This is a genomic window from Cellulophaga fucicola, assembly GCF_900119145.1.
GTDB lineage: Bacteria > Bacteroidota > Bacteroidia > Flavobacteriales > Flavobacteriaceae > Cellulophaga > Cellulophaga fucicola.
Map to the genome: position 1 here is coordinate 477,237 of NZ_FPIY01000003.1, position 16,657 is coordinate 493,893.

Consider the following 16,657-nt stretch of genomic DNA (forward strand, 5'->3'; position numbering starts at 1 on the left):
CTACTCCCTTATTGTTAAGTAAATTACTTTTCAATAGATAGTAACTCAACATCAAAAATTAAAGTGGCGTAAGGAGGTATTTGGCCTCCTGCTCCTCTTTCTCCATAGGCTAAGTCTTGCGGAATGTAAACTCTCCATTTAGAGCCAACTGGCATAAGTTGTAAAGCTTCTGTCCATCCTTTTATAACTTGAGAAACTCCAAAAACTATTGGTTCTCCACGTTCTATAGAGCTATCAAAAACAGTTCCGTCTATAAGTTTTCCTTCGTAATGCACTTCTACTTTGTCGTCTGCAGTTGGTTTTTTACCATCACCCATCTTTAAAACCTTGTATTGTAAACCACTTTCTGTAGTTGTAATACCTTGTTTTTTTACATTTTCAGTTAAAAAGAGTTTGCCTTCTGCACTTAACCTTTCTGCCTCTCTTTCTTTTATTTCTGTAATGCTTTTGCGTATGTAAGACTGTGCGTCTTCTTTAGATATTTGTTCGTTTCCTTCCAATGTTTCTTGTAAAGCAATGGCAAAAATGTTGTAGTCTATAGATTCTACTCCAACTTGTTTTAAGCTATTTCCTATTTCAACAGCAAAAGCATAGCTAAACTTGTGTATACTATCATTTAAATTTACTTCTTTGGCTTTTTTAATTTGATTTAATTCGTTTTTAAGCGAAGTGGCTTCAGTTTTTAAAGCCGCAACTTCTTTAATTAAATCCTTCTTTTTTTGAGCAAAACCAGCAACACCTATAAAAAGTGCTATTGCTACAACTAATAATTTTTTCATTTTTGATATATAATTTAATGCGAAAATAACTAAAATCTGTAGGATTCTTACATTTGTGCGTTTCTATACTCTAAAAACATAAAACAAACCATTTAGTTTGTGATGTAAGTTAAAAGCGAAGTAAAAAGGGCTGTTTGGTAGGTGTATTGTTGTGTTTAATGGGTAAATGCCTGTGTTTACACAATGCACGACTGGTAAATCACTATTAGCAAACTGACTAGTCTTTTTATAACACGTAATTTTTTAGTAATAATTATAGAATTTGTAAGGTTTTAGGTGTTTACAAAGCTTCAAACAGTTTTCCGGGTAAAGGTCTAATTACACCTTTCATTTCCATTTGTAATAAAGTAGATGAGGTTTTAAAAACAGGAATACTACAAGCTAGCGCAATACTATCTAATAGTTGTTTGCCTTCTGCTTGTAGGTAATTATGTATTTTCTGTTCTGTATCGTCTAAATCTACAAATAGTTGTTTTTGCACACTTTGTTTTTCTTTCTGTTGGGTATCCCAGCCAAGTAAGTAAATTAAATCTGCCGCCGATGTAAGCATATGTGCCTTTTGCTGTTTAATTAAATTATTACAACCTAGGCTGTACTTATCTTCAGTTCTTCCAGGAACAGCAAAAACATCTCTATTGTAACTATGTGCAATGTCTGCCGTAACTAAACTTCCTCCTTTTTCTGCAGATTCTATAACTACAGTTGCTTCACTTAGGCCAGCAATAATTCTATTTCGTTTTAAAAAGTTTTCTCGTTCTGGAGTGCTAGAACTCCAAAATTCAGTAAAAAATCCACCATTTTTTTCAATATCTAAACTGTATTTGCTGTGCACCTTTGGGTACATTTGGTTTAATCCGTGTGCCAAGCAACCAATTGTTTGTAATCCGTGTTTTATTGCTTCTTTTTGTATACAGATGTCTACACCGTATGCAAAACCACTAACGATAACAGGGTTTAAAGGTGCAATGTCTGCGATAAATTTTTCGCAAAAGGCAGTGCCGTAGCTTGTAATTTTACGCGTGCCAACAACACTAATAATTTTTCTGTTCTTTAAATCTATATTTCCTCTTTTAAATAAAATTATTGGAGCATCTATAGCGTGTTTTAAATAATCTGGATAATCGGCATCAGTAAAATAAATTACTTCAATGTCGTTCTTTTTTATAAACTGGCATTCTTCTTCAGCAGCTTCTAAATGTGATGTGTCATAAATGTTCTTCAGTTTTAGAGTGCCAATACCGTCTATTTTTAAAAGTTGTTCTTTTGGAGCAGTAAAAATATTGGAAGCACTACCACAATGTGAAATTAATTTTTTTGCAGTTACGCTGCCAATGTTTGGTATGTTCTGTAAGCGAAGTGTCGCAATTAATTCTGTAGTAGTCATTTAGGTGGTTTCTATAGTTAGGTGCAAAATACAATAAATAAAATGTTAATAAAAAGTTAGACAAAGTGTTTAAAGCATGATGATTTTTTACAATATTTGTCACAATGCGAACAGAACATTATATTGAAGAATTATTATATAGGTACAACTGTGTTGTAATACCAGCGTTTGGGGCTTTTTTAACGCAAAAAAGAGCTGCGCAACTAGATGAAAACACCAACACATTTACGCCTCCAAGTAAAGTAGTATCATTTAACCAGCAAGTAAAATCTAACGATGGCTTGTTAGTAACTTACATAGCAACTGCAGAAAAATCTACTTACGAAGTAGTTTTAGAAGAGTTGACAAAAGAAGTAGAGCATTGGAATAGAATGCTAAAACTTGGTCAAAAAATAAAATTTGGATCTGTAGGTGAATTGTCTTTAAATCAAGATGATAAAATTGAATTTATACCTGCAAACAAAGTAAATTACCTTACTACTTCTTTTGGATTGTCGTCTGTTGTTGCATCACCAGTAACCAGAGAAGTTTTAAAAGAGGAAGTTGTTACCTTAGAGCAAGAAGTTCCGTTTATTATAACTCCGGAAAGAAGAAGAGAAACTACATTTAGACCATTGTTAAAATATGCAGCAGTAGCATTATTGGCTATTTCTACAGGATTAACAGGTTTGCGTTATTATAATACTACTGTTGCTATGCAAGAAATTGCACAGCAAGAAGCCCAAGAGCAAATATCTAGAAGTATACAAGAGGCAACATTTTTTAATACAGCACCATTAGAATTACCTTCTTTATCTTTAGATATTATTGCTAAACCAGCCTCTCAAGAGCATTTTGTAATTGCCGGAGCGTTTAGAATAGAAAAAAACGCAAACAGAAAAATAGAAGAGCTTAAAAAAGAAGGTTACAATGCTAGTTACGCAGGCGTAAACAAATATGGTTTACACCAAGTTGCTTATGCTAGTTTTAGTGAGGTAAACGAAGGCTTAAAATTTCTTAACAAGATAAAAACAACTGTGTCTGCAGATGCTTGGATGCTTTCTGTAAAGTAAAATATTTTCTTTTTTAAAGTAAAAGCACAGTATCTTTGCGCAAAATTTAAAAAAGAAGAAATGCATACACCTAAAGATAGTAGAACAGTTATGACAGATTTGGTTCTCCCTAGTGAGACCAATCCGCTAAACAATTTGTTTGGTGGCGAACTGTTAGCTCGTATGGATAGAGCTGCTAGTATTGCTGCACGTAGACATAGTAGACGTATAGTTGTAACTGCATCTGTAAACCACGTAGCTTTTAATAGATCTATTCCTCTTGGTAGTGTTGTTACTGTAGAAGCTGCCGTTTCTAGAGCTTTTAAGACTTCTATGGAGATCTTTATAGATGTTTGGATAGAAGATAGGTTTAGTGGCGAGAAAACAAAAGCTAACGAGGCTATATATACTTTTGTTGCTGTAGATGATACAGGAAAACCTACAGAAGTACCAGCGCTAATTCCTGAAACAGCATTAGAAGTGGAACGTTTTGAAGCTGCTTTGCGTAGAAAGCAATTAAGTTTAGTATTGGCAGGGAAATTAAAACCCAACGAAGCAACAGAACTTAAAGCTTTATTTGTAGATAAATAATAATTGGTATATTTTTTTTAACCTCTTAATTTAAAAGGTGTTATTGTTATATATACTAATGGGTATATAAAAAATCGATTTAGATAATTTTCTAAATCGATTTTTTTTTGGTTTAATATATGTTTTAATTTCTACCAGCTATTACGCCGCCATCTGTATCCCAAATTGCACCTGTAACCCAAGATGCTTTATTAGATAATAAAAATACAATGCTATTAGCAACATCTTGCGGAGTACCAGTACGACCAATTGGATGAAAGCCATTAAGACCTTCTAATGCTTTTTTAGCTTCGTCTTTACCGCCAAAAACACCGTGATATACTGGTGTATCAACGACAGCTGGTGATACTGCATTAACTCTAATGTTATCATCTGCTAATTCCATTGCTAAATGCTGCGTTAAAGAGTGTAAACCTGCTTTTTGCATAGAGTAAGCAGAAGAAGGAGTCATTTTTACTGCTTGTTTTGCCCACATAGAACCCACATTTACAATAGAACCACCTTTGGTAGCTTTCATTTTTTTAGCCACAGCCTGAGTTAAAAAGAAAAAGCCTCTGTTTAGGTCTAAGTACGAGTTGTAATCTTCTTCATTATGATCTAAAAAAGGTTTTGGATTAAATATACCTGAAGCATTAACTAAGTAATCTACATCTTCTAAAGCATCAATAGAACTAACCAATTGTTTTAAGTCTTCACTATTGGTAATATCGGCCTTTATTTTAAATAGTTTTGGAGTGTCTTCTATTTTATCGGTATTTCTACCAACTACAATTACACTTGCTCCATTAGCTAATAACTCTTCTGTTGTAGCTTTTCCAATTCCACTAGTACCACCAATTACAATGGCTACTTTGTTTTTTAAATCTTCCATTTTTTTATGTTTTATTGTTAATTACGAACAGACAAGTCTGTCTTTTTTAAAGCAAATTTTTTTATGTTATGATTTGCGAACATATATTTTTTGTTTCTTTTATAGGCCAATTGTCTTGGTGTAAGTGGCTCTCTGCAACTGCACTCTCATACAATAGGTATATTTGCCTTGCGTAACTATCAAGGCTTTTGTTGTTTTTAAGTTCTAAATTATCAGCAATTAAATTAGAAATTAAGGCTATAAAATTTTTCTTTTGGTTTTGTATTTCTCTTCTAATACGTTCGTTGTCTTTTGGTATTTCTGATACCGTTTTTATACACCAACAACCATTAAAATCTTTTTGAAGAAAAAATACGTCTAAAAAATCGAACAAGGCAAGAACACGCTGCTCTCCTTTAGGTTTACGTTCGCAAAAGCTTTTTATATCTTTTATAAAAGTAACATTCATAAATTCTAGGTAAGCCAAACAAATATCCTCTTTAGATTTAAAATGATTGTAAAGCGTGGCTTTTGCAATTCCAGCTTCAGCTATAATTTCATTTATACCAGTAGAGTTATACCCATTTCTATAGAATAGGATAGATGCTGTTTCTATTATATTTTGTTTGATCTCTGAATGTTTCACACGGCAAATATAGTATATTTTATTTAAAGTAGACAAGTCTGTCTATTTTTTGCAAAAAAGAAGAGCAACGTTGTTGTTTCGTCGCTCTTTGTGTATTAAAGAAATGTACTTGTAGTTTTTTGTAAAAAATGATATTCTTTTTTTAGCTTATATAAGTTGCGTTCTTAAAACTACTGGTTTTTCAGCAAATTTAGTAGCAGCCAAAGCTTTAAATTCAGTTATGTAAGGTTGTTTTCCGTGTAAATCTAATCCTTCTTCATTTTCCCATATTTCATGAAAAACAAAAGTAGTCTTATCTGTTAAGCCCTGTTGTAAGTCGTATTTAATACAAGCCTTTTCTTTTAAAGTCTCAACTACCATATTTTGTAAAGCAGCTTTAACTTCTTCAGTATACTCTGGTTTACTTTTTACTATTGCGGTTACATAAATTTTCATATTTCTAATATTTAAATTGATGTTGCAAATGTTGCGAATAAATGATCATATCCCTATCTATATTTGCATTTTTTTCTACATCGTGAAAATGGAAACTTTTAATAGGTGTCATCCCTGTAAAAGCATTCATTTTATGAAAACCAAATAAAGGTCCATCATCTACGCTAGTCTCATTAAAAAACTCCCCTGGCATTGTAAAAGCGGTAGCAGGTGCATTCCAGCTAGAGGTTACCATATACTTTTTACCCGTCATTAATCCACCTGTACCATAGTTTATATCTGGGTTTGCAGAACGTCTACCATCACTGTGGTAAATGCCTTTGTTGTGACCTTCTGTAAACACCACATCTATATATTTTTTAAAGTCGTGCGGTACCTGAAACCACCAGATAGGAGTGTGGTAGATAACTACGTCTGCCCAAGTAAATTTTTCTACCTCTTCAATCGCATTGTAGCCATCTGTTATGTGGGTTGTTTTTACTTCTACGTTAGACATCTTGTTAAAAAAAGCAACTGTTGTGTCTGTTATTGTTTTATTAAACTGGCCGCTAGAGTGTCCAAAGTTTTGTCCTGCATTTATTATAAATATGTGTTTCATTTTTTCTCTTGTTTTACTATAGGACAAAGTTATAGGGTTAAATGTTATTATTAAAATAGTATAAATTATACCTTTGTATTATAATTATAATAGTTTAGCTATGGTAAACTTAGAATGGTATAGAACTTTTAAGGCAATATATAAGACAGGAACACTTACAAGCGCAGCAAATGCTTTGTATATTTCTCAGCCAGGTGTTAGTCTACATTTAAGTTCTTTAGAGAGTTATGTTGGTTATAAGCTTTTTGATCGTACAGGACGAAAAATGATACCTACAGAGCGTGGAAAGATATTATATAATGTAGTTTCTGAAGGATTACACATTTTAGAGGAAGCTGAAAAAAATTACAAGCAAAGTACAGAGAAGCATACGCCAACAATTAGTATTGGAATGTGTTTTGAAACTTTTCAGATTACTTTAGAGCAGTACATTTCTACTTTACCCTTTAATGTTATTATTAGGTTTGGCGAATACCAAGAAATGTTGGATAACTTAGATAAAGGCATTCTTGATTTAATTATATCACCACAAAAAGGAAATTCTGCAAGCATTAGTTATGAAGCATTTTCTTCTGAAACTATTGTTTTGGTAGGTGGTAGTGAAGTAAATGATGCTAATTTTCAGCAATTGATAAGGGCTAAAAAATATACCGAAGCTGAAAACTGTTTAAAGCAAGAAAAATGGTACGGAACTACAGGAGATATGGAACATTTGTTTCGATTTTGGCAATACAATTTTGGGCATCAACCAGATTTTAGACCCAACTATATTGTGCCCAACTTAAACTCTATACTTAGGTGTTTAAGTAGTGCAAAAGGCTTGGCCGTAATTCCAGATTTTCTATGCAAAAAAGAGATAGAAGAAGGTAAGGTTAAATTGCTTTGGAAAGGCCATAAAAAACTGACCAATACCTTGTATTTTGCCAATAGAACCAAAACATCTTATAGCTCCGAAATTGAGTTGATTAAAGGTCTTTTTAGAAAGGTTATGGTATAATTTAAATATTTATACCAATCGTTATTTTTTACATATTTGTAATATACAAGAGAGAAAAAATAGAGATAAAAACCCACAAACTAACAGCTAGTATTATAGGTTTTGGGCCTGTATTTTTTAGATCTTTAATAGAGATTGTAGTACCTACAATAAAAAGAGTTAGTACTAACAAGCGTTTAGAGTATAAAACAATATTTGTTGTAACAAAAGCTGGCAAAATATGGTAACTGTTAATTACAATTGCAGCCACAAAAAGTAAAATAAAATAAGGTATTTTTATTTTTTCTCCTTTAGTTTTAAAAATAAACATTGATACTATAGAAAGCGGTATAATCCATAAAGTTCTAGATAATTTTACTGTTGTAGCAATCTTTAAAGCTTCATCTCCGTAACCCAATGCTGCGCCAACTACAGAGCTGGTATCGTGAATGGCAATAGCACACCAAAGTCCAAATTGAGTCTGACTTAAATCTAATGCGTGACCTAGTAACGGAAATACAAATAAAGCTATAGAGTTTAATAGAAATATAATGCCCAATGCAATACTAATAGTTTTTCCTTTAGCCTTTATTACAGGTGCAATTGCAGCTATGGCACTACCACCGCAAATAGATGTTCCTGATGTTATTAAATGTCCTAGTTTTAAATCTATTTTTAATAATCTAGTTAGTATAAGGCCCAAACTTACAGTTAGTACAATAGAGAAAAAGGTAAGACTTAGCCCTTCTTTACCTGTTTGTATTGTCTCTTTTAGAAACATTCCAAAACCAAGACCTACTACAGATATTTTTAAAAAGTAATGTATTGCCTTGTGACTATATGTTTTAAACGGATTTTTTAAAAATAATGTAAATACAAAACCCAAAACTAGTGCGGTGGGGCTATTAATTACTCCTAGCATTGCTGCTATTACTATACCTAGATAGATTAATTTTGGTCCTAAATTTTTCATATCAATTAGATTATTTTGATACAAAAGTAAATTAGATGTATAACTTTTAAGCGAATTTAAAAGCTATCTAGTATAACTATAAGTTATAGTTATTGCGTACGTATTTTTCAAAAGTATCCATAGTCTTAGACTGGTAGCCTGTTCTAGAAACAAAATAGAACCAACGTTCTATGGTAAAATCTTTAATGTCTATTACTTTTAGCTTGTTATTAAGTAAGTCTTCTGTAACTGCATTAATAGATAGTAAAGCGTAACTATTAGCGTGGTATAAGTAGTTTTTAATGGCTTCTGTGCTGTTAAGAGTTACTACGGTGTTTAGCTTTTTAATATTATTTTTTAATAAAAATTGCTGTATAATTTCTCTTGTTCCAGATCCCATTTCTCTAGCTATTACGGGTAGCCTTTCTAGTTCTTTTAACGGTATTATTCCTTTTTTATAACTTGTATTTTTAGCATTGGTAACCAAAACAATTTCATCTTTAATAAATTCTTTAAATTGTAGTTTAGGGTTTGTGTTTTTACCTTCGGTGATGCCAAAATCTAGTTGCTGATTTAAAATTAGCTCTTCAATTTCATCAGAATTTTCACTATCAATTTTAAAGTTTGTATTAGGAAACTGCGTTCTAAATTTGGCTATTACTTTGGGTATAATATAATTGGCAATAGTAGTGCTTACACCAAAGCTTATCTCATCCGGAAAAGCTTTTTCCTTGTCTAAAAATTGCTGGTCTATTTCTGAGTAGATGTCTAAAATTCTGTTTGCGTAAACTAAAAAAGCTTTGCCGTTGTCTGTAAGCTCTATTGAGTTTCTTTTTCTAATAAAAAAAGCACATTTATAATCGTCTTCTAAATTTCTAATGGCTTTGGAAACAGCTGGCTGAGAGATAAAAAGTTGTTCTGCAGCTTTGGTAAAACTTGCGTGTTGCGCAACGCTTTTAAATATGTGTAACTTATTTTTCATTACCACTAAATTACATATTATTTATTGATAACTTTTTTTAAACTGAAGCGGTGTAAGATTGGTTTTTGCCTTAAATATTTTAGAAAAATAAGCATAATCTTTAAAGCCTAAAATATCTGCAATACTAGCTAATGTGTTTTTAGAATGCACAATTAACCGTTTAGATTCTAACAGTACACGTTCTGTAATTATGTCTGTAGTTGTTTTGCCTAGTGTTGCTTTACAAATACGATTTAAATGCTTTGGTGTTATATGTAATTTTTCTGCATAAAATTGTGCCGACTTTTCTGTTTTATAATGCAATTCTATTTCTTTTTCTAGTGCGCGCAAAGTTTCAATATAGGTGGTAGAAGTTGCTTTTGTAGATATTTTGCTATTTCCGTATTGTCTAGCTAAATCTATATATGCAGTGTGTATAAGACTGGCTATCTTCTGTTTTTTATAAGGCAAGTCGTTGTAATATTCATTGTTAATACTAGAGAATATAGTAGCTATACTATTTAGTTTATTAGGCTCCAAAACTATATCTGGCGCATTTTTATGAGAGTAATAAAACGGAAACTGTTCTAATTTACTTTTAGAGAAATGAAGTTCATAAAAATCCTGAGTATGAAAAAAGATATAGCCTTCTGGTTCGCTGGTAAATTGCCAATAGTGGGTTTGTCCTGGTTTTAGAAAAAATACGCTTCCAGTTGTAACGGTATAGCTGTTAAAATCTATTTCATGTATACCATCGCCTTTTGTGAACAGAACGCATAGATAAAAGTTGTGACTGTGTGGTTTGTTTATAACCGACTCATTTTTTATTAAGTGCGACTTTAAGTCATTGCTATAAAAGTCGGATAGTGGTACATTTTGTTCAAATTGCTCTATATCTAATACCGGTATATTCTTCATTTTAATCTAATATGTCCTAAAAGTACAAAAAATGGCGAATTTTGTATGATTTTTTTATTGATGAATCACTGTACATTTGCTTAAAAAAATAAATTATGGCATCACAATTCTTATCATTGTTAAAAGGGAAATGTCCGCAGTGTAAAAAAAGAAGCATTTTTAATACTGTTCAGGGATTGTTCTTTTTGTCTATACCAGAGATGGATCAGGTGTGTAAAAATTGCAATTTTAAATATGAGAAGGAACCTGGCTTTTTTTTTGGGGCTATGTTTGTTAGTTATGCTTTGGCAGTAGCAGAGTTTGTAGCGTTTGCAGTAGTTTTTTACTTTATACTTCACTTCCCAATATTGTATACGTTTTTTGGTGTAATATTCTTTGCACTTTTACTAAGTACAACCAATTACAAGTATTCTAGAATAATATGGATTTATCTATTTTATAAAGAAAAGAAGGCTTAAGTGTACTATGCTGTAGGCTGAATTAAATCCCATTTATTTCCGTACAAATCTTTAAATATAGCAACAATGCCATAAGGTTGTTCTGTAGGCTCTTGTATAAATACAACCCCGTTTTTACTAAAAAGGGTATAGTCTCTTTTGGTATCACTAGTCTGCATAAAAAATGCAACGCCATCACCAGCTTGTTTACCTACAGTTGCTTTTTGCAACTCAGAACTAGCTAGAGATAGTACTAAACCAAAATCGGGTTGATTTTTTGCTTGTATTGTAACCCATCTTTTGCCATCACCAAGTTGTACATCTTCAACCAAAATAAAATTTAATTTTTGAGTATAAAATGTAATAGCATCATCGTAATTAAGAACTAAAAGAGTGGCGTTTTTTATAGCGTGTGTCATAGTCTATTTAGTTTCGTAAGCGTGTTTTTGTTTTTCGTAATCTTTAAATTCATTTTCTGTCATTTGAAAAATAATTTTTGAATACTTGGAGTAATTTATAGCATCTTTTTCTTTTAAAAAATTGGTAATGCAATATTGTGTAAAAGGATATTGTAGGTCTTTAATTTTAAATGAAGAATACCGCTCTTTAGACTGTGGATGTCTTTTTCTTAATGTCTTATAAGATTTGTGCAGCGAACGTGCTAAGTACTTGCACAGATCAGAGAATATACTTTCTGGTATTTTCTCATCAGTTATTGGTTTGTAGTGGTTTTCTATCTTTTCTAGAAAGGCTTTCTTAGACTCAAGTTTGTAATCGTTTTTCTCTAGAGTCATTGGTTGGTTGGCTTGTTAAGTTAAGTGCTAATAAGGTTATTTACACACTACTTTATACTTAAAAAGCAAAAGTAGTGTGCTGTAGTTATAAGCGTTTATTATGGGTTTGTAGACCATAAAGATGCGTTCTTAAGCATAGCTCTTCTAGGCAGTTTTAAACCAGCAACAATAAGCTCTGCAAAATCTTCAGGTTGCAACACGCTATCTTCAGAATCTTTAGTTGCTATTCCTAAATCGATAGACATGTCTGATGCAATAGTACTAGGTGTTAATGTACAAACTCTAATGTTGTTTTTACGTACCTCTTTCATTAAAGATTCAGACATACCAATAACAGCAAATTTAGATGCTGAGTATGCAGATGTATTAGCATTACCATTTAAACCAGCAGTAGAAGAAATATTAATAATATCACCAGAGTTTTTCTCTATTAAATGAGGTAAAATCTCTTTAGTTACATAGTAAACTCCCATTACATTAGTTTGCATAATTTGTGCCCATTGGTCTGCTTCCATATCGTTAAAAGATCCAAAAGCAGCAATACCAGCGTTGTTTACTAAAATATCTATGCTTCCAAAAGCATCAAAAATAGATTTAATTCCTTTTTTAACTTCAGCTTGGTTGCCAACATCAAAGACAGCATAAGTTGCATCTACGCCTAAGGCCTTAATTTCTGTAACTGTTGCTTCTAATGTTTCTTTGTTTCTGCCAGTAATAGCAATATCTACACCTTCTTTAGCTAAAGCCAAAGCAGTTGCTTTTCCTAGTCCTCTGCTACCACCAGTAATAAGTGCTTTTTGTCCTTTTATGTTTTCCATTATATATTATGTGTTATACTGAAATAAAAATAATACTATTTCAGGTTTAGTAGTGTTGCAAAAATATAGAACATCTAGCTTTTGTAATAACTTACAGTGTTGGTTTTTTGTTAAGATTTTTAGAGGTGTCTTTTGTAAAGTAAAAAAAGCTTACAATTGCTTCGCATAATATTTTTTTTACTGAAACTCAATTTTGTTTATTTGCACAATTAAGCAGGACAACTACTATTTGCGATATGAGTTTTAAAATCTTTTTTTCTAAAATAAAGTACACTACATTGGTGCTTGTTATGGTAATTGTAACAGTGCTTAGTACTTTGGCTTTGAGTTACTTAATTAGTGGTGAAATTGCTATAGTTAGTGAGGATATTGCTAAACGTAATTTTAGGGAAAAATACGATGGTACAAATGCGGAACTTACCAGATTAGAGAGTTTTTTAGGGAGAATAGAACAAATAGTAGAAACGTCTAGCTCGGTAACAGAGTTGCAAAATAATTTTAAAACTTGGACCTCTTTTCAACCACAACAATTAGACTCTTTGGTTACTTGGCAACATTTATCTGCATTAGAAAATCTAGAACCATTACCAGCAATTACTACTTTGCAAGACACAATTTTACCATTAAATACAGAGGGTCATTTTTTTTCAGTTGTAAAAAAACAAAGCTTTTTAGTGCCTGTACAAAAAGGTTATGTATGGCGCAATAAACTTACATTGGTTACACCTAAAAAAGACAGTTTGTTTTTAGGGTATGATATTGCACTTAAAGATTTACAAAAGTATTTTACAAACGTAGATTCTAAGTCGGCCAGCTATGCCTATGTTTTTAACAAAGAAGGCTTGTGTATTCTTCATCCAGATGAAAAGTTGTTAGGTAAAAGTGTGTTTTCTTTTAATTCTATAACCCCTAAAGATACTGTTGGTATTACTACTGGTACAGAAAAAGCAGTTGTTGTTAAATCGGAATATCTAGAATTAGATGTAATAAGGTATTTGCAGCCGCTAAAATTAAAACAAGCATCTTGGTATATTGCTGTGAGTTCACCTAAAAATATAAGCGAAGAAAATGTTACTAAAATAAGACAGTATACTTTTTTAATCTATGGTATTTCTACAATGCTATTGGTGTTTGTGTTCTACTTTTTTAACCGAAGAATAAAAAATCAATACATAGAAAAAGAACGATTATTAAAAGAGAAAAATAATCTTATTGTACAAAATCAAATTTCAGAAAAAGAAAGTACTTTTCTTCAGCTACAACAATTAAAAGAGCAAATAAATCCACATTTTTTATTTAATGCTCTAAATGCATTATATATGCTAATAGACATTAATAAAGAAAAGTCTAAAGTCTTTGCTTTAAAGCTATCTAAATTATACAGGTATTTTATATCTCCGCCAACAAATAATATTACGCCAGTAGAAAAAGAACTTGCCCTATTAAATGAATACATTTACTTGCAGCAAACACGATTTAATAAGAGTTTGGTTGTTGTTATCTTGGGAGACGAGCACGCGGTAAAAAATTATTACATTCCGTTTTTGGCCTTGCAAAGCTTAGTAGAGAATGCAATTAAGCATAATGAAGTAACCAAGACAAAACCATTAACAATTACGGTGACTTTAAAAGAAGACGGTATAGAAGTCGTAAATAACTACCAGCCAATTGCAAAACTACAAGAAAGCAATCATTTTGGTATAGATTATTTAAAACACATCTATAAATTTTATAATGTAACTAATTTCACAAATTATCAGAAAAATAAGCAATATATATGTTTTTTGCCTTACATAGTTGTTAAATAAACCATTCACTCCGCAATAATATCCACTCACTCTTGTTTTTTTGTTAGTATCTTCTAAAATCTAGATTTTTAGGCAAAATAAAAATCTTATTATGCGTAAAAATCAGTTCGTTTCTATTCTTAAAATAGGACTGTTTGTTTTTTTCTTAGGAAGTACTTTGGCTGTTTCTGCTCAGAAAAGTACTAGTAAAAAAGTTAAGGAAGAACCTAAAGATAGCCTAAGTAAAGGGTACAAGGATTATGATAAACTTATAGAAAAAGCAACAGTAACTAAAGGTTTGTTTTCTATAATTAAATCTGAAAACGATTATTATTTTGAAATTCCGGATAGCCTTTTTGCGAGAGAATTTTTGGTAGTAAATAAAATATCTCAGGTTCCTTTAGCTATAAATGAGACTGGTCTTAATAAAGGGATGAACTATGAAAATAAGTTAATTACGTTTCATAAAGACAGTATTTCTAAAGCAATTTGGGTAAAAACAAGCAAACCAATGGTTTCTTCTCCAGAAGAGGATGCAATTACATTGTCTGTAAAAGATAATTTTGCAGAATCTATTATAGAAAAATTTGATATTGAAAGCTACAACACTAAAACAAACGCCATTTTAATTAAGGTGAATAAAGTTTTTAATGGTAAAGAGAAAAGCTTTAACGACGTGCTAAATAACATTGGTTTAGGCGGTAGTGTTAAAAGCGATTTATCATACATAGAAAAAATTAAAACCTTTCCTAAAAACGTGGTTATTAAGTCGCAATTAACAACAACGGTTAGTGAGGGTGGTGCAGCAATGTATATAACGTTGGGTGTAACAAGTAATATTGTATTGTTACCAAAAGTACCAATGCAAGCGAGACAGTTAGATAAACGTGTTGGTTTTTTTACAGAAAAACATTGGTCTTTTAATGATAAGCAACAAGCTATGAAAGAGCAAGAGCTTATTACCAGATGGCGCTTAGAGCCTAAGGCAGAAGATGTAGAAAAATATACAAGAGGTGAATTGGTAGAGCCAAAAAAACCAATAGTATATTATATAGATCCTGCAACACCTAAGCAATGGAGAAACTATATTATACAAGGTGTTAAAGATTGGCAGGTTGCGTTTGAAAAAGCAGGTTTTAAAAATGCAATTACAGCAAAAGAACCGGATGCAAATGATAAAGATTTTGATGTAGATGATGTGCGTTATTCGGTAATTACATATGCAGCATCACCTAAAGCAAATGCAATGGGGCCATCTGTTGTAGATCCAAGAAGTGGAGAAATTATAGAAGCCGATATTATTTGGTGGCATAATGTAATGACATCTTTACAAAGTTGGATGCGTATACAAACAGGACCCATAGATAGCAAGTCTAGAGGTAATGTTTTTAATGATGCGCATATGGGAGAGGCTATTAGATTTGTGTCTTCTCATGAGGTAGGGCATACATTTGGACTTAAACATAATATGGGAGCTTCATATAGTTTTCCTGTAGATTCTCTTCGCTCTAAAACATTTACAGATAAAATGGGTGGTACTGCACCATCAATAATGGATTATGCACGTTACAATTACGTTGCACAACCAGAGGATAATGTTACGGCAATTACACCAAAAATTGGAGTTTATGATACATATGCTATTCAATGGGGATACCAATGGTTTAAAAATAAGGTTGATGAAAAACGCGAGCTTCAAAAACTAGTAAATAGTCATAATAACGATCCGCTTTATTTTTACGGTGAACAACAATCTTATAAAAATACGGTTGATCCTAGGTCACAATCTGAAGATTTAGGAGATAATGCAATGCTTGCAAGCACATACGGATTAAAAAATTTAAAGCGAGTAACTAATAATCTTGAAAAATGGACTTACCAAGAAGGTGAAGACTATTACAAAACAGGTAAACTGTATTTGGGAGTTATTGGGCAGTGGAATATGTACAATGCGCACGTAACAAACAATGTAGGTGGTGTATATTTAAACACCATACAGCACGGAGACGGTAAGGAGAGTTACAAGCCAGTTTCTTATCAACTACAAAAAGATGCCGTAGCTTACTTAAGTAAAAATGTATTTACATTACCAGAGTGGTTGTTTTTTAATCCGGTTTTAAAACATACCTACGCTATAAAAGATTCCCCTCTTGGTCCGTTTGAGCAAACACCATATACTTTAGCAAGAGCATTGCAGTATGATGCTTTATACAACCTTTTAGAAGACGAACGTTTGTTACGCTTGGTAGAAGCTAAATTGTACAATCCAGAAAATGAACCACGTTACTCTGTACAAAACTTATTTACAGATTTGCGTTCACATATTTTTAGAAATACTAAAAAAGGCAAGTCGCTTGAATTGGTAGATCGTATGACACAAAAAAATTACGTAGATGTATTGCTTGTTGGAACACAAAAGATCATGGAGAAAACTACAGTTAAAAATAGTGCTACACTAGATTTTCATTTAGATGGTAGTTTTTGTTCGGTTGCTTTAAACGAAAAAAAACAGGCACGTAATATTAATTATACCTCTATGAAGCGTACTTCAGAGATAACATCATACAAAAGACAAGAGTTGCAAAATGTATTGCAATTACTAGAAAAAAAGAAGCGTAAAGGTGATGCAAATACGCAGGCACATTATAATGATTTAATATATCGCATTAAAAACACTCTAAAATTTTAACTTTAACCCAA

General features: G+C 31.9%; 18 protein-coding genes. 6 read left to right on the forward strand and 12 right to left on the reverse strand.

Going from position 1 to position 16,657, the window contains the following annotated elements:
* Positions 1-23: 23 nt before the first annotated feature.
* Together bamJ and dprA are read right to left on the reverse strand one after the other, a co-directional pair.
* Positions 24-779 carry a BamJ family beta-barrel-assembly machinery protein gene (bamJ, locus tag BT107_RS12735; RefSeq protein ID WP_084639232.1) on the reverse strand — a complete coding sequence of 252 codons (756 nt, stop codon included), beginning with the start codon at positions 777-779 and terminating at the stop codon, positions 24-26.
* Between the two features lie 280 nt (positions 780-1,059).
* The gene (gene dprA / locus BT107_RS12740) at positions 1,060-2,163 is read right to left on the reverse strand and encodes a DNA-processing protein DprA (RefSeq protein ID WP_072304192.1); all 1,104 of its coding nucleotides are present in this window, start codon (positions 2,161-2,163) and stop codon (positions 1,060-1,062) included.
* 104 nt (positions 2,164-2,267) lie between these two features.
* On the opposite strand from dprA, the gene BT107_RS12745 reads away from it, so the two are divergent.
* Together BT107_RS12745 and BT107_RS12750 are read left to right on the forward strand one after the other, a co-directional pair.
* Complete coding sequence (locus BT107_RS12745) at positions 2,268-3,215, forward strand: HU domain-containing protein (RefSeq protein ID WP_072304193.1); 948 nt, start codon at positions 2,268-2,270, stop codon at positions 3,213-3,215.
* 60 nt (positions 3,216-3,275) lie between these two features.
* A complete protein-coding gene (locus BT107_RS12750) occupies positions 3,276-3,785 on the forward strand; it encodes an acyl-CoA thioesterase (RefSeq protein WP_072304194.1) in 510 nt (169 codons plus the stop codon).
* A gap of 124 nt (positions 3,786-3,909) precedes the next feature.
* On the opposite strand, the gene BT107_RS12755 is transcribed toward BT107_RS12750, so the two are convergent.
* The 4 genes from BT107_RS12755 to BT107_RS12770 form a co-directional block, all read right to left on the reverse strand.
* Positions 3,910-4,656, reverse strand: a complete 747-nt coding sequence (locus BT107_RS12755; RefSeq protein WP_072304195.1) for an SDR family NAD(P)-dependent oxidoreductase — start codon at positions 4,654-4,656, stop codon at positions 3,910-3,912.
* A 61-nt stretch (positions 4,657-4,717) separates the two neighbouring features.
* Positions 4,718-5,281, reverse strand: a complete 564-nt coding sequence (locus tag BT107_RS12760) for a TetR/AcrR family transcriptional regulator (RefSeq protein WP_072304196.1) — start codon at positions 5,279-5,281, stop codon at positions 4,718-4,720.
* Positions 5,282-5,428: 147 nt separating this feature from the next.
* Positions 5,429-5,716 carry a putative quinol monooxygenase gene (locus BT107_RS12765; RefSeq protein ID WP_072304197.1) on the reverse strand — a complete coding sequence of 96 codons (288 nt, stop codon included), beginning with the start codon at positions 5,714-5,716 and terminating at the stop codon, positions 5,429-5,431.
* A 4-nt stretch (positions 5,717-5,720) separates the two neighbouring features.
* Positions 5,721-6,314 carry an NAD(P)H-dependent oxidoreductase gene (locus BT107_RS12770; protein WP_072304198.1) on the reverse strand — a complete coding sequence of 198 codons (594 nt, stop codon included), beginning with the start codon at positions 6,312-6,314 and terminating at the stop codon, positions 5,721-5,723.
* 100 nt (positions 6,315-6,414) lie between these two features.
* On the opposite strand from BT107_RS12770, the gene BT107_RS12775 reads away from it, so the two are divergent.
* A complete protein-coding gene (locus BT107_RS12775) occupies positions 6,415-7,311 on the forward strand; it encodes a LysR family transcriptional regulator (RefSeq protein WP_072304199.1) in 897 nt (298 codons plus the stop codon).
* A 28-nt stretch (positions 7,312-7,339) separates the two neighbouring features.
* Here the strand turns inward: BT107_RS12775 and BT107_RS12780 are convergent, their stop codons facing one another.
* From BT107_RS12780 to BT107_RS12790, 3 genes are all read right to left on the reverse strand, one after another.
* The gene (locus BT107_RS12780) at positions 7,340-8,263 is read right to left on the reverse strand and encodes a YeiH family protein (protein WP_072304200.1); all 924 of its coding nucleotides are present in this window, start codon (positions 8,261-8,263) and stop codon (positions 7,340-7,342) included.
* Positions 8,264-8,339: 76 nt separating this feature from the next.
* Positions 8,340-9,224 carry a LysR family transcriptional regulator gene (locus tag BT107_RS12785; RefSeq protein ID WP_072304201.1) on the reverse strand — a complete coding sequence of 295 codons (885 nt, stop codon included), beginning with the start codon at positions 9,222-9,224 and terminating at the stop codon, positions 8,340-8,342.
* Between the two features lie 21 nt (positions 9,225-9,245).
* Positions 9,246-10,121, reverse strand: coding sequence for an AraC family transcriptional regulator (locus BT107_RS12790; RefSeq protein ID WP_072304202.1), 876 nt, complete (start codon positions 10,119-10,121; stop codon positions 9,246-9,248).
* A gap of 95 nt (positions 10,122-10,216) precedes the next feature.
* Here BT107_RS12790 and BT107_RS12795 point away from each other — a divergent pair, with 95 nt between their 5' ends.
* On the forward strand, positions 10,217-10,579 hold the full coding sequence (locus BT107_RS12795) for a DUF983 domain-containing protein (RefSeq protein ID WP_072304203.1): 363 nt from the start codon (positions 10,217-10,219) through the stop codon (positions 10,577-10,579).
* 5 nt (positions 10,580-10,584) lie between these two features.
* Here BT107_RS12795 and BT107_RS12800 read toward each other — a convergent pair whose 3' ends face one another.
* The 3 genes from BT107_RS12800 to BT107_RS12810 form a co-directional block, all read right to left on the reverse strand.
* Positions 10,585-10,977, reverse strand: a complete 393-nt coding sequence (locus BT107_RS12800) for a VOC family protein (RefSeq protein ID WP_072304204.1) — start codon at positions 10,975-10,977, stop codon at positions 10,585-10,587.
* A 3-nt stretch (positions 10,978-10,980) separates the two neighbouring features.
* Positions 10,981-11,352, reverse strand: coding sequence for a hypothetical protein (locus BT107_RS12805; protein ID WP_072304205.1), 372 nt, complete (start codon positions 11,350-11,352; stop codon positions 10,981-10,983).
* Positions 11,353-11,450: 98 nt separating this feature from the next.
* Entirely contained in the window at positions 11,451-12,170 is a 720-nt protein-coding gene (locus BT107_RS12810) for a 3-ketoacyl-ACP reductase (protein ID WP_072304206.1), read from the reverse strand.
* A gap of 236 nt (positions 12,171-12,406) precedes the next feature.
* Here BT107_RS12810 and BT107_RS12815 point away from each other — a divergent pair, with 236 nt between their 5' ends.
* Both BT107_RS12815 and BT107_RS12820 read left to right on the forward strand, forming a co-directional pair.
* Entirely contained in the window at positions 12,407-13,978 is a 1,572-nt protein-coding gene (locus BT107_RS12815; protein WP_072304207.1) for a histidine kinase, read from the forward strand.
* Positions 13,979-14,069: 91 nt separating this feature from the next.
* Entirely contained in the window at positions 14,070-16,646 is a 2,577-nt protein-coding gene (locus tag BT107_RS12820) for a zinc-dependent metalloprotease (protein ID WP_072304208.1), read from the forward strand.
* Positions 16,647-16,657: the final 11 nt, after the last annotated feature.